13 protein-coding genes are annotated in these 12,511 nt (G+C 63.7%); 5 read left to right on the forward strand and 8 right to left on the reverse strand.

Translation table 11 applies throughout. The features are described from left to right. Positions 1–63: 63 nt before the first annotated feature. From QN397_RS12300 to modA, 4 genes are all read right to left on the reverse strand, one after another. The gene (locus QN397_RS12300) at positions 64–975 is read right to left on the reverse strand and encodes a bestrophin family protein (RefSeq protein ID WP_323497414.1); all 912 of its coding nucleotides are present in this window, start codon (positions 973–975) and stop codon (positions 64–66) included. Positions 976–1,252: 277 nt separating this feature from the next. After that, positions 1,253–2,014, reverse strand: a complete 762-nt coding sequence (locus tag QN397_RS12305) for an ATP-binding cassette domain-containing protein (protein WP_323500984.1) — start codon at positions 2,012–2,014, stop codon at positions 1,253–1,255. Position 2,015: 1 nt separating this feature from the next. Further along, positions 2,016–2,669, reverse strand: a complete 654-nt coding sequence (gene modB, locus QN397_RS12310) for a molybdate ABC transporter permease subunit (RefSeq protein WP_323497412.1) — start codon at positions 2,667–2,669, stop codon at positions 2,016–2,018. 19 nt (positions 2,670–2,688) lie between these two features. Further along, positions 2,689–3,465 (reverse strand): molybdate ABC transporter substrate-binding protein, encoded by a 777-nt coding sequence (gene modA / locus QN397_RS12315; RefSeq protein ID WP_323500985.1) that lies wholly within the window; start codon positions 3,463–3,465, stop codon positions 2,689–2,691. A gap of 243 nt (positions 3,466–3,708) precedes the next feature. Here modA and QN397_RS12320 point away from each other — a divergent pair, with 243 nt between their 5' ends. Then, positions 3,709–3,984 (forward strand): DUF3297 family protein, encoded by a 276-nt coding sequence (locus QN397_RS12320; RefSeq protein WP_323500986.1) that lies wholly within the window; start codon positions 3,709–3,711, stop codon positions 3,982–3,984. A gap of 90 nt (positions 3,985–4,074) precedes the next feature. Here the strand turns inward: QN397_RS12320 and QN397_RS12325 are convergent, their stop codons facing one another. Continuing rightward, a complete protein-coding gene (locus QN397_RS12325; RefSeq protein ID WP_323500987.1) occupies positions 4,075–4,281 on the reverse strand; it encodes a thrombospondin type 3 repeat-containing protein in 207 nt (68 codons plus the stop codon). 126 nt (positions 4,282–4,407) lie between these two features. Between QN397_RS12325 and QN397_RS12330 the strand changes: the two genes are divergently transcribed. Beyond that, complete coding sequence (locus QN397_RS12330) at positions 4,408–5,208, forward strand: TOBE domain-containing protein (RefSeq protein WP_323497408.1); 801 nt, start codon at positions 4,408–4,410, stop codon at positions 5,206–5,208. A 17-nt stretch (positions 5,209–5,225) separates the two neighbouring features. On the opposite strand, the gene QN397_RS12335 is transcribed toward QN397_RS12330, so the two are convergent. The 3 genes from QN397_RS12335 to QN397_RS12345 all read right to left on the reverse strand — a co-directional run bounded on the left by QN397_RS12335 (position 5,226) and on the right by QN397_RS12345 (position 8,571). After that, positions 5,226–5,576, reverse strand: a complete 351-nt coding sequence (locus QN397_RS12335) for a hypothetical protein (protein ID WP_323500988.1) — start codon at positions 5,574–5,576, stop codon at positions 5,226–5,228. A 533-nt stretch (positions 5,577–6,109) separates the two neighbouring features. Beyond that, positions 6,110–7,246, reverse strand: a complete 1,137-nt coding sequence (locus QN397_RS12340) for a sensor histidine kinase (RefSeq protein ID WP_416352189.1) — start codon at positions 7,244–7,246, stop codon at positions 6,110–6,112. Between the two features lie 107 nt (positions 7,247–7,353). Beyond that, on the reverse strand, positions 7,354–8,571 hold the full coding sequence (locus tag QN397_RS12345; protein ID WP_323500989.1) for a helix-turn-helix domain-containing protein: 1,218 nt from the start codon (positions 8,569–8,571) through the stop codon (positions 7,354–7,356). 167 nt (positions 8,572–8,738) lie between these two features. Between QN397_RS12345 and QN397_RS12350 the strand changes: the two genes are divergently transcribed. From QN397_RS12350 to QN397_RS12360, 3 genes are read left to right on the forward strand one after another with little or no spacing between them, the layout of a single operon-like run. Then, positions 8,739–9,233: a (2Fe-2S)-binding protein gene (locus tag QN397_RS12350; protein ID WP_187051045.1), complete on the forward strand. Its 495-nt coding sequence runs from the start codon at positions 8,739–8,741 to the stop codon at positions 9,231–9,233. A gap of 10 nt (positions 9,234–9,243) precedes the next feature. After that, positions 9,244–11,688, forward strand: coding sequence for a xanthine dehydrogenase family protein molybdopterin-binding subunit (locus QN397_RS12355; protein ID WP_323500990.1), 2,445 nt, complete (start codon positions 9,244–9,246; stop codon positions 11,686–11,688). A gap of 28 nt (positions 11,689–11,716) precedes the next feature. Then, on the forward strand, positions 11,717–12,508 hold the full coding sequence (locus QN397_RS12360) for a xanthine dehydrogenase family protein subunit M (protein WP_323500991.1): 792 nt from the start codon (positions 11,717–11,719) through the stop codon (positions 12,506–12,508). Positions 12,509–12,511 lie beyond the last annotated feature (3 nt).

Here is a 12,511-nt window from a genome sequence, read left to right on the forward strand (position 1 = left end):
AGGCTTGAAAAATTGAACTCACGGAACATACGCCGTCCAATTCGCAATCGCTTGCGAAGGGTTTCAAGTCAAGATGAAGTTGGCTGGAACCGGTTTCGGGGTTGCCGCGAGTTCCCCCATCATCTCCCGCAATGTCGACTCGATCATGTGGGACATGGCGTCGAGAGCGAGGTCGTTGGCCGCTTCGCCGAAGGGCTCTTCAATCTCTGCGGCGAGCGCTTCGAGCGCAAAGAAGGTGTAGGCGATGAAGGCCACGATTACCGGCGTCATGGGGCCGATCGAATCGATCAGGCCAAAGGGCAGTAGTACGCAATAGATGTAGATCGTGCGATGAATGATGACCGCATAAGTGAACGGAATGGGTGTGCTGGCAATGCGTTCGCAGCCGCCGAGTGCTTCACTGAGGCGGCTGAGCGGCCATTCCATCGCCTGCTGCAACGCGGGTGCGAGTCGGCCGGCTTGCCGTTGGTCGCGCAGCCATTCGCCAGCCATCAGGAGCAGGACGGCGGGCTTGTACTGCACGGCCGAAAGTCGCTCGCATTCCGCAGGCGACAGCAGCCGTGCAAGGTCCGCCGTCGGATCGGTACTGCGCAACTGATGCCGCAACGCATGCACGAAGGCGATCAGCCGTTGCGTCAACGCCGACGCACGCTCGGGCTCATCGACCAGCGTGAGCGCCTGGCGCACCAGCGACCGCGTCTCGTTGAGCAGGGTGCCCCACAGCGTTCGCGCCTCCCAGTACCGCGCGTAGCTCGTGCTGTTCCTGAAGCCGAGAAAGATCGCCAGCGTCAGGCCTATGAGCGAGAAGGGCACGAAATTGAGCGGGATCTTCCACTGGAAAACGCGGCCGTGGAGCAGGGTGATGGCGATGGCGAACAGCGTCGTCGCCAGCAGTTGCGGTGCGATGTCGCGAAGCACCGACCCGCGCCACACGAAGAGCATGCGCAGCCAATGGGGTCGGGGTCGGACGATCATGTGTGCAGGGATGAAAAGCGCTCATTCTGACGGCACTGTGCAGCACATGCGGCTGATGCCGGCACCGATGCAATCAGTCCAGAATGCGCACTTCGATGCGGACCAGGTTGCGCACGTGGCGCATGACCGTCACGCTCAAACAGCACCAGCACGCCATCGCCGACTGCTGTGCTGCGAATCACCGGCCACGAGAACACGGCGCGGTAACCATCGGTCGCGGGTGGCGAAAGATGCCAGGCTGTGCCTCAGCAAGCGGAAGAGGGTCCAGGCGCGCATGTCAAGGAACTCCGGTAGAGACGAAGACGGGCAATGCGTCGGTTGACACGTCGGGCGACGCATCGGCAGAGCCCGCCTCGACGACCCGCCCGTTATCGATATGAATGACCGATTGCGCCAGCGCTTCGACGTCTTGCGGGTCGTGCGTGACCAGCAACGTCGGCACCCGCACGCGGTCGAGCATTTCGGCAAGCTCGCGGCGTAGGCGCACGCGCAGCGGCGCGTCGAGCGCCGACAGCGGCTCGTCGAGCAGCAGCAGTTGCGGCTCCGCCGCGAGTGCGCGGGCCAGCGCCACGCGCTGCCGCTGACCGCCGGACAAGTGCCGCGGCATCGCATCGCGCAATCGGACCAGATCGAACTGCTGCATCAGCGCATCGACGCGCGCCTGCTGCGCATCGTCGGGCCGCGTGCCGAGGCGATGCACGCCGAACATCAGGTTTTGCGCGACGGTCATGTGCGGGAAAAGCGCGTAGTCCTGGAACACCATGCCCACGCGGCGCGAGCGCGCTGGCAGATCAATGCCGCGTGCCGAGTCGAGTAGCGCATGCGAGCCGATACGCACATGACCGCGCACCGAGGGCGTGAGGCCGGCGATTGCCATCAGCACGGTCGACTTTCCGGAGCCCGATGCACCCATCAACGCGGTGCGGTGAGCGGTCGAAGTGAAGCGTGAATGCAGCTCGAAGACGCGTTCGGCAGTCTGAAGCGTGAGCCGCAAATCGATGTCGAGCGCCGGAGCAATAGAAGGCAGTGAGGCAGTCATCTCAATGCCGCGCCTGCAGCAAGCGGCTCGACACCACGAGCACCGTGATGCACACCACCGAGATCACGAGCGTGAGCCATAACGCGAGCTGGTCGTTGCCGGCTTGCACCGCTTCGTACACCGCGATCGACAGCGTTTGCGTCTTTCCGGGCAGGTTGCCGGCGATCATCAGCGTCGCGCCGAACTCGCCCATTGCGCGCGCGAAGGTGAGCATGAGCCCGGCCGCGATGCCGCGCACCGCCAGCGGCAGCGCGACGCGCACGAAGACTTCGAACTCGCCGGCGCCCAGCGTCCGTGCCGCGTTGGCGAAGCGGCCGTCCACCTCTTCGAAGGCTGCCCGCGCGCCCTTGTAGACCAGCGGAAACGACACGACCGATGCAGCGATGACCGCGCCCTGCCAGGTGAAGATGAGGTTGATGCCGAACCAGCGATCGAGGTACTGCCCGAAGACCCCATTTCGGCCGATCAGCACGATCAGGTAGTACCCGATGACCGTGGGCGGTAGCACCATCGGCAGCATCAAGATCGCGTCGATGATGTTGTCGCCGGCGAACCGGCGCCGCGACATCCACCAGCCGAGTGCAATGCCCACCACGCCCGCAATGAGCGTGGCGATGAGGGCGACTTTGAGCGTCAGCCAGAGGGGAGTGAGCAAAGGGGCGAACTCTCCGCACTCAAAGCTTGGAGAAACCGAAGCGCTGCAAGATGGCTTGGCCCGGCGCGCTGCGCACGTAGGCGATGAATTCGACGGCCAGCGCGGGCTGCTTGCTGGTCGCGATCTGCGCGATGGGGTAGCTCACCGGCGTGGTGGTCGGCACCGTCAGCGCGATGCGCGTCTTGTCGGGTTCGATCATGGCGTCGGTGCGGTAGACGAAGCCGGCATCGACCTCGCCGCGCGCCACGTAGTTGAGCACCTGCCGCACGCTCTCGCCGTAGATCCATCTGGGCTGCAGCTTGGCGGTGAGGCCGGCCTTTTCGATGGCCTCGGTGGTGTAGCGGCCGACGGGCACGGTGGCCGGCGTGCCGGTCGACACGCGTTGGTACGTCGCGCCGCGCAAGTCGCCGAGCTTCCTGGGCGTTTCCTTGGCGGTGGCGGGCACGATGAGCACCAGCGTGTTGGCTGCGAAGTCGACCCGCGTCGGCGCCGCCACGAGGTTCGCGGTTGCGGCCTTGTTCATCGTTTCCTGGTCGGCCGACGCGAACACGTCGACCGGCGCGCCTTGCTGGATCTGCGCGAGCAACGGTCCCGATGCCGCGAAGTTGAAGGTGACCTTGGCACCCGGCTTGCTCTGCTCGAAGGCCCGGCCGACGGCTTGGAACGCGTTGGTCAAACTGGCGGCGGCCGAGACCACGAGCTCTTGCGCCTGGGAGGCGGCGCTGCCTGCGAGCAGCACTGCGCACAAGGCCATGGTGCGCAGTGGGATGGTCAGGCGGCGGGTCGTCGTCTTCATCAAAGCAGCTCCTTCGGAACGCTATTCAGATATGGAATAACGATGATAACAATGCGACGCGTCGAGCAGGCTTTGTGGCGAGTCGGTCGGCGTTCAAGAAGGACTGCTTGGCGCCGGACAGTCGAGTTCATCTGGCGCTATGCAAAAGTGGAATAGCGAAAGTGTAGAACGTGCAAAGCGAGGCTGCTCGAATCGCGTTCAAAATGAAGAGACTCGAAAGAACCCGGAACCGGACCGACATTCATGACCGACACAACCGCCACCGCCACCGCCACGGAATCCACGCAGAAGCCACAACTGCCCGACCACCTGTCCATCGATCCGCGCAGTCCGCACCACGTGGCCGCCGTCTTCGATCACGACATCGGCATCACGTTCAACGGAAAAGACAGGGTCGACGTCGAGGAATACTGCGTCAGCGAAGGCTGGATCAAGGTGCCCGCGGGCAAGGCGCTCGACCGCAAGGGCAAGCCGCTGTTGATCAAGCTGAAGGGCAAGGTCGAGGCGTTCTACCGCTAGCTTTCTATCGAGCAGCAACCCGCTTCGCAACCAGGCCACGGCATTCTGGTTGCCGGCGATGAACGATGGCGCGCCGAGGTGGCGAGCCGATTAGCGATTCGGATTGTTTGGCGCGCGGTCGTAGCGGTTCGGGATGCCGTCGCCATCGCGGTCGCGATCAGCCCGGTTCGGTACACCGTCGCGGTCACGATCGCCATATGGGCGCGGCGGCGGTGGCGGGCGGCCCTGGTCGTACGGAACGGCGATACAGCCAGCGAGCATCGATGAGGCGGCGAGGATCAGCAAAAGCCTTTTCATGGGGACATCTCCTTGTTGAAAAGACCACCGTGCCCTGCACCAGCCTTTGGCGCTAACTGTCTGGCGCCTGACTTGCTGTAGGCCGGGCGGAGGGCATAGCGATTCGGTCACCCGCACAATCCTCGCATGAAGACCCCTCGTTTCACCGATGCCCTGGGCCACAGCCAGAGCGACAAACGCATCGATATCCTGCGCGGCATCGGGCGCAGCGGAAGCATTTCTCAAGCTGCTCGCGATGCGTCGGTGAGCTACAAGGCCGCGTGGCAGGCGATCGATACGCTGACCAACCTGGCGGGCGTGCCGCTGGTGGAGCGCGCGGTCGGCGGCGCGGGAGGTGGCGGTGCTTCGCTCACACCACAGGGCGTGCAATTGCTGGAACTGTCCGAGGCGCTCGACGTGGCGCGCACGGCTGTGCAACAGCGCTGGCGCGATTCATTGGGCGCTGGTGCCATCGCGGCGGGCGTCGATGCCGACCGTGTGGCGGAACTGGGGGTGACCCGGCTCGCGCTGCGCACCAGCATGCGCAACCAACTGCCCGCTATCGTCGCGGCCATCGACACGACAGGTCCGATCTCGCGCGTGGTTTTGCAGTTGGGCAATGATGCCGCGGTGACGGCGCGCATCACCCGTGAGAGCACCGAACTGCTTGGTCTGGTCGTCGGTATACGGGTGGTCGCGCTGTGCAAGGCGACCGCAGTCCGCGTTTGCCGCGCCGATGACGCGGTGCCCGCGGCGCATCCATCGAATCGCATCGACGGCAGAGTGACCTCGATGGAGCGGGGTGAGTCGGGCGATGAAGTCTCGCTCGTCTTCAGCGGCGGCGTGCAATTGGTCGGCTTCGCGGGAACGGGCAGCGGTTTGCGTGTGCGCGGTCGCGTCACCGCCGAAATCGATGAGGCGTCGTTGGTCGTCGCGCTGGCGGCTTGAAGTCGGGCACCTGGACTCTATCTGCCGGGTGCACTGACCGCGGTAGACGTTGCGGAGGCACCGCGGAACGCCGCAAAATCTTTGACAGCGAGTTCGATTGGACGTGACGGGTCGATGCGGTATTGGACCAATGCTTCGGCTGCGAGCAGGTCTCGGTGACGACCGCACAAATCGATCCAGCTTTCTCCGCCCAGCCGGTTGCCAAAAACGTGCGAGAGCGTCTGCTCCGAAATGTCGGCGAGGATTCTTCCGCCATCGTTGCCATCGGGATAAAACGCAAACCGGATCGAGCCGAGATCGAAACGGTGAATGCCTTCGAATGTCATTTTGGATGTCTCTTCTTTATGTGATTGCGCGAAACGGCGCAAGCGCCCAAGAGCGGCCTGGGCGAGCCCGCAGAGTATTGGGCATCGCTCGACGTGTGTATGTGCGTTGGCGTACACCATTGCTCGTCGACGGCTCCATGACAACCGGCGCAACGCGTGGGACCTTTCGCCTTGCGAACAGCGCGGTTGCTATTGAGGTCCCAAAGGCGCTGAATGATGTGCAGGGTCGCAATCAACCGAAGGTCAACAGGCCGACGGCGCGACTTCGTTCAACATCTGGAAGGAATGATTTTGGCTATTGTTAAAGACGTATGCATCGAACAATTGCAGGTGGGGGACCTGGTGTACACCGGGTCGACTCGACACCTTGCCGAAGAATGGCAGACGGTCCGTTCGGTCAAGAGTCCGAGTGATTCATCGACGACGTATGGGGTGGGCTTCGGGGGTCTGACGATAGAGCGGCAGTCTGGCACCAAGATGCGTGTGCAGATCGGCGAGGATCTCTGACACCGCTGAATCGCCGGTCCCGGTCCATTCATGACTCCCCTCGGTGCATGCATGGCGAACTCCGATGGCTATTGAAGCGTGTAGCGAGGCAGGCTAATCGTGAATATGCAACCTGAGCCCGGCACGTCCCGGACCGTCAACGTCCCATGATCCGCTTCGATGCTCTGACGGGCGATGGACAGCCCGAGTCCCAAACCGGCCCGGCTGTCTTCGTTCGGCTTGAACGGAACGAACATCCTGGCGGTGCCGCCAGGCGGTAGTCCACCGCAATGGTCCTCGACATCGATCAGGACATGCTCCCCGAAAGCGTAGGCGGTCAGCGTCACTGCGGAGTTTTGGTGCGTGAACTTGAAGGCGTTCTGCAGCAGGTTGGCCAGCGCCGCATGCAAGAGCTCGCGGTTCGCGAGGACCGCCAGTAACGGGTCGACGGTAGCCACATCGAAGATCGAAGATTTCAGATTGACATCGAGCCGGGCCGCCAGCCCGACATCGGCGATGAACGATGCAACCGAAAACGCCTGGCGCTGGTCCAACCCTTCGGCCCTGACTTCGGCCGTGGCACGGCTGATCAACAGGCCGAGGGTAGATAGGCTGCGCTTCAGGACCGCGCCAGTTGCGCCACCGATTCCCAGATTGCCCAGTTCGAGCGCCCGCACGGCGAGGGTGGCCGTGCCGAGCGAATTGCGCAGCTCGTGCACCAGAAAGCCCAACCTTTGCTTTTCGGCTGCGGTCTGGTGCGTCGATATCTGCGCATCGCGCTGAAAACTGAATTCGGTCACGGCGTCGGCTATGGCGTTGTCCAGGCAGCGATTCAGAGTACGGAATTCGGCCACGGCAAACGGTGCGTCTTGCTCGAATGCCAAGTCGGTGATCGCCTGACACAGGTCGCCGTAGTCATGAACGACCTGATCCACGGTGTAGCCAAGTCCCAGCAGTTCCTTGCCGTGCGCGGTGGCAGTCACACCGATTTCCGACAGGGCCAGCGAATCGCCGCCAGAAGGTCCGGAGATGGCGATGCTCAGCGCGGGTTCATCGTCTTCTTCCGCAGCGAGCGTTCGGGTAAGTTGGTCCAGGAACATCGGCACACCGTGGGCCAGTTGCCGTTCGCTGGCGGCCCGCAGAGGGCGTTGCGCCACCTTGTCCTTGCACCTCGCGATCAGTTCGTCGCGGTTACTCGAAAGAAATCGGTGCAATAGGACCTCCATGTCACTGGGCACAAAGCATTGGGGATACCGGCAGCTCGTGCTTCGAAGGCGCTCTGCCCACTATAGGAGCTGGGATGCGCGATCAGTGTTCGGTGCCGCACATAAGGTCAGTCTGTTCGATCCCGCGGTCCGCGCCCGGCGATCTTCCCGTGCCACAGCTTCCGGTACACCGTCGCCCGGCTGATTCCTAGCGCGCGCGCCGCCTCGGCGACATTGCCGCGCGCATCGGTCACGGCTTTGCGGATGAGCGCGGTCTCGACATCGCGCAGACGTGGCCGATCGACGCCCGCAGCAGACACATCAGCACTGGCGCCGACTGCCGCTGGCCGGTCGCGCCCATCGTGACCACCCCGCCGTGGTCGCACCCGCATGCGCAGGCCCGACCACAACGGCACCTCGACCGCATCGCCGCGGCGCGACGCGTCGAACAGCATGTCCAACGGCAGCGCGAACAGGTCGTTGCAGTGCAGCGTCGCGAGCTGTCGCAGCAGCGGCTGATGCAGCATCTGCCGCGCGGCCGCATTGGCGCCGGTGACTCTGCCTTCGGCATCGATGCACAGCAGGCCGTCACTCGATTCGCTTTCCGCCGAGCCGGGCCACGCCAGATGCAACAGCAGTTCGCAAGGGTGGCGCTGCACCAGCGCGTTCTCGATGCCGCGCGCCGACTGCGAAGCCAGGTGCCGCAGTTCTGGCCGCTCGGCCACCTGCACGCCGGTGAGGTCGAGCATGCCGATGCAGTCCCCCTCCGGCCCGAAGAGCGGCGCGCCAGCGCAGCTATAGACACTGGTGGCGTCGAAGAAATGTTCGCCGCCGTGCAGCCAGACCGACTCGTGCTCGGCCAGCGCCGCGCCGATGGCAGTGGTGCCGACCGCGCGCTCCGACAGGTCGATGCCGATGCGTGCGATGTCCCGGGCGTGCCGGTCGGCTGCATCGGTGCCGCCGGGAAGGCTGCCGACGTCGACGACGATGCCGTCGGTGTCGGTCAGGATCGCGAAATAGCGGGTGTCGGCGATGGCACGAGAAAGGCGTTCGATGACGGGTCGCGCCGCGGATACCAGGGCGTGATGCTGTTCGGCGACGCGCTTTGCCACAGCCTTCGAAACAGCATCGAAAGTGACGAGGTCTTGCGAGCGCTGGCCAGCGTCGATGCAACGCTGCCATGACCGCGTGATCCATGGTTCGATGCGCGGGGCGCCGGCCGGCAGATCACGAGAAACCGCCTCGCCGTCGATCCAGCGTCGACGCGCCTCGGCGATGACGACAGAACGCGACGCATCAAACGGCGTGGGGGGAGTGGGACTGAAGGGGCGGACGGAAGCGGGCATCTGTTTCATTTTGAGAATTTCGCGGCTGTGGCGCAAGCGCCTAGGGTTTTGCCTAGGCTGAGGGCATGGTCACGCAGACAAGATGCCATTCGCCATAGCGGCCTTCACCACGGCCATCGCCCAAGCAGGCATCGCCTCAGCCATCACCTTCCACGGAGACAGCCAACATGCAGGTTCCCTTCACCGTCAACGGCCGCGCGGTCACGGTCGACGCACCCCCCAATACGTTTCTGGTGTTCGCGATTCGTGAGCATCTCCACCTTACCGGCACCCATGTCGGCTGCGACACCGCGCAGTGCGGCGCCTGCACCGTGCTGGTCAACGGTCGGGCGGTCAAGTCGTGCAACGTGCTGGTGGCTCAAGTCGCCGGCGCCGACATCACCACGATTGAAGGTATTGCCGAAGCCGACGGCACCATGCACCCGATGCAGGCGGCCTTCAAGGAGTGTCACGGCCTGCAGTGCGGTTTTTGCACACCCGGCATGGTCATGAGCGCCATCGACCTGTGCACCTACCACCCGAAGTCGAGCGAGACAGAAATCCGCTCGCTGCTCGACGGCAACATGTGCCGCTGTACCGGTTACCAGAACATCGTGAAGGCCGTGCAGATGGGCGGCGAAGCGATGCTCGCCGGTCCGGTCAAAGCCACTGCCACGGCATAAGGGGATCACCATGGGCGCACCCGACTTTGCCAACCTGCCGCACATCGGCGAATCGCTTCGCCGGAAAGAGGACTACCGTTTTCTGACCGGTGCCGGTAACTACACCGATGACATCAACCTGGCGAACCAGACGCACTGCATCTTCGTGCGCTCGCCGCACGCACACGCGACCATCAAGTCGATCGACATTGCCGAGGCCATGAAGATGCCCGGCGTGGTCGGCATCTTCAGCGGCAAGGACATCGAGGGAAAAATGGGCGGGCTGCCCTGCGGCTGGCTCATCAATAACCCCGACGGCACGCCGATGAAGGAGCCGATGCACCCGATCCTGGCGATCAAGAAGGTGCGCTATGTCGGCGATCACGTCGCCATGGTGGTGGCTGAAACGGTCGAGCAGGCGAAGAACGCGGCCGAAGCGGTGGTGGTGGACTACGACGTGCACCAAGCTCTTGTGAGCGTCGCCGATGCAGCCAAGAAGGCAAGCGGTGTCGTCATCCATGACGAAGCACCCGACAACCAGTGCTACAAGTGGACCATCGGGGACAAGGCGGCAGTCGATGCGGCGTTTGTCAATGCAGCGCATGTGACCAAACTCGATCTGGTCAACAACCGGCTCATCCCCAACCCGATGGAGGCACGCGTGGCCATCGGCAGCTACAGCCGGGCCACCGAGGACTACGTGCTCTACGTGTCGAATCAGAATCCACACGTCGAGCGGCTGTTGATGACGGCCTTCGTGCTTGGCCTGCCGGAGCACAAGGTGCGCGTCATCGCACCCGATGTCGGCGGTGGCTTCGGCTCCAAGATCTATTTGTACGCCGAAGACGTGTGCCTGACCTGGGCGGCCAAGCAACTGAACCGCAGCATCAAGTGGACGGGCGACCGGTCGGAGTGCTTCCTGTCGGACGCGCATGGCCGCGACCACGTGAGCCATGCGGAAATGGCAATGGACAAGGACGGCAAGTTCCTGGCGATGCGGGTGCACACCGACTGCAACCTCGGCGCCTATCTGTCGACGTTCTCGACCGCCGTGCCGACCATCCTCTACGCGACACTGTTGGCGGGGCAATACACCACGCCGCAGATCTATGTCGAAGTGGACTCCTGGTTTACCAACACGGCACCAGTCGATGCCTACCGCGGGGCGGGCCGGCCCGAGGCGACCTACCTGGTCGAGCGTCTGGTGACGCGCTGCGCCTGGGAAATGAAGCTGAGCCAAAGCGATATACGGGCGCGCAATTTCATCACTGCCTTTCCGTACCAGACGCCGGTCGCGTTGCAGTACGACACCGGCGACTTCCACACCCTGCTGAACAAGGCCAACGAGCTGGCCGACGTCGCCGGCTTTGCTGCGCGACGCACCGCCAGTGAAGCGCAGGGCAAGCTGCGCGGTATGGGCTACTCGAGCTACATCGAAGCCTGCGGTATCGCACCGTCGAACATCGCCGGCGCCCTCGGCGCGCGCGCGGGCCTGTTCGAATGCGGCGAGATCCGGGTGCATCCGACAGGCAGCGTCACGGTTTTCACCGGCTCGCACAGCCATGGGCAGGGTCACGAAACGACCTTCGCCCAGGTCGTGGCGGCACGCCTGGGTATCCCGGTCGAAAATGTCGACGTGGTGCACGGCGATACCGGCCGCGTACCGTTCGGCATGGGAACTTATGGCTCGCGTTCGATCTCGGTCGGCGGCGCAGCCATCATGAAGGCGCTCGACAAGATCGAGACCAAGGCCAAGAAGATCGCTGCGCATTTGATGGAGGCCAGTGACGCCGACATCGAGTTCGCCAACGGCGAGTTCACCGTCAAGGGCACCGACAAGAAGATCCCTTTTGGGCAGGTGGCGTTGACGGCCTACGTGCCGCACAACTACCCGCTCGACAAGCTGGAGCCCGGGCTGGACGAAACCGCGTTTTACGATCCGACCAATTTCACTTTTCCGGCCGGTACCTACATCTGCGAAGTCGAAATCGACAAGCAGACCGGCGAGGTCAAGGTCGATCGCTTTACCGCGGTGGACGACTTCGGCACCATCATCAATCCGATGATCGTCGAGGGTCAGGTGCATGGTGGACTGGTGCAGGGCATCGGCCAGGCGCTGATGGAAAACTGCGTGTACGACAACGAGACCGGCCAGCTGCTCACCGGCAGTTTCATGGACTACGCGATGCCACGCGCCGAAGACTTTCCGCAGTTCACGCTGGCGACCCACTCCACGCCGTGCACGCACAACCCGCTGGGCACCAAGGGCTGCGGCGAAGCCGGTGCCATCGGTTCGCCGCCGGCCGTCATCAATGCCGTGCTGGATGCGCTGGCGCCGCTCGGCGTGATCGACTTCGACATGCCCGCATCGCCGCATCGCGTGTGGGAAGCCATGCAAAAGGGCGGCACCACGCCTACGCAACAACCGCAAACACCGTCGCTGGCTGGCAGCACCCAGGGCCGTCCGGTCGTCTGACCGCGGTCGTCATTCAAGGAAGAACACCATGTATCCATTCACCCTCGAAAAGCCGACCACCTTGGCGGATGCCGCTAGGCTCGCCAGTGCAGGCGCCAAGCCGTTGGCCGGCGGACAAACCTTGCTGGCGTCCATGAAGCTGCGGCTTTCGGCGCCCGAACAGCTGGCCGATCTGAGCGGTATCAAAGAGCTGACCGGTATCAAGAAAGACGGCGCCACCCTCACCATCGGTGCGATGTCGCGGCACCTCGATGTCGCCAATAACGCCGACGTCAAGGCGGCCTATCCAGCGCTTGCCGATCTTGCGTCGCGCATCGGCGACCGGCAGGTGCGTGCCATGGGCACTATCGGCGGATCGGTCGCCAACAACGATCCGGCGGCGTGCTACCCCAGCGTCGTTCTGGCCTCGGGCGCGACCATCGTCACCGACAAGCGCGAAATCGCCGCCGATGATTTCTTTCTGGGCATGTTCACTACGGCGCTCGAAGAAGGCGAACTCATCACCGCCTTCAAATTCCCGGTGCCCAAGCGCGCCTGCTACGAAAAGCTGCGGCAAAAGGCTTCGCACTTTCCGCTGGTCGGCGTCTTCGTCGCGCAGTACGACGGCGGTGTGAGGGTGGCGATCACCGGCGCAGCCAATGGTGTGTTCCGGCACAAAGGCCTGGAAGACGCGCTCGACAAGAGCTTCACGGCCGAAGCCGCAGCCGGCGTGAAGATCGACTCGACCGATCTCAACAGCGACCTGCACGCCACCGCGCCGTACCGTGCCAACCTGATCAGTGTGCTGACGCAGCGAGCCGTGACCAAGGCGCTCGGCTAAGCG

The organism is Variovorax sp. RTB1, from assembly GCF_035018765.1.
Taxonomy (GTDB): domain Bacteria; phylum Pseudomonadota; class Gammaproteobacteria; order Burkholderiales; family Burkholderiaceae_C; genus Variovorax.

Bases quoted from the DNA above. Each gene is read 5' to 3' on its own strand.
- QN397_RS12300 (WP_323497414.1), bottom strand. From the start codon at position 975: ATGATCGTCCGACCCCGACCCCATTGGCTGCGCATGCTCTTCGTGTGG.
- QN397_RS12305 (WP_323500984.1), bottom strand. From the start codon at position 2,014: ATGACTGCCTCACTGCCTTCTATTGCTCCGGCGCTCGACATCGATTTG.
- modA (WP_323500985.1), bottom strand. From the start codon at position 3,465: ATGAAGACGACGACCCGCCGCCTGACCATCCCACTGCGCACCATGGCC.
- QN397_RS12320 (WP_323500986.1), top strand. From the start codon at position 3,709: ATGACCGACACAACCGCCACCGCCACCGCCACGGAATCCACGCAGAAG.
- QN397_RS12325 (WP_323500987.1), bottom strand. From the start codon at position 4,281: ATGAAAAGGCTTTTGCTGATCCTCGCCGCCTCATCGATGCTCGCTGGC.
- QN397_RS12330 (WP_323497408.1), top strand. From the start codon at position 4,408: ATGAAGACCCCTCGTTTCACCGATGCCCTGGGCCACAGCCAGAGCGAC.
- QN397_RS12340 (WP_416352189.1), bottom strand. From the start codon at position 7,246: ATGGAGGTCCTATTGCACCGATTTCTTTCGAGTAACCGCGACGAACTG.
- QN397_RS12345 (WP_323500989.1), bottom strand. From the start codon at position 8,571: ATGCCCGCTTCCGTCCGCCCCTTCAGTCCCACTCCCCCCACGCCGTTT.
- QN397_RS12350 (WP_187051045.1), top strand. From the start codon at position 8,739: ATGCAGGTTCCCTTCACCGTCAACGGCCGCGCGGTCACGGTCGACGCA.
- QN397_RS12355 (WP_323500990.1), top strand. From the start codon at position 9,244: ATGGGCGCACCCGACTTTGCCAACCTGCCGCACATCGGCGAATCGCTT.
- QN397_RS12360 (WP_323500991.1), top strand. From the start codon at position 11,717: ATGTATCCATTCACCCTCGAAAAGCCGACCACCTTGGCGGATGCCGCT.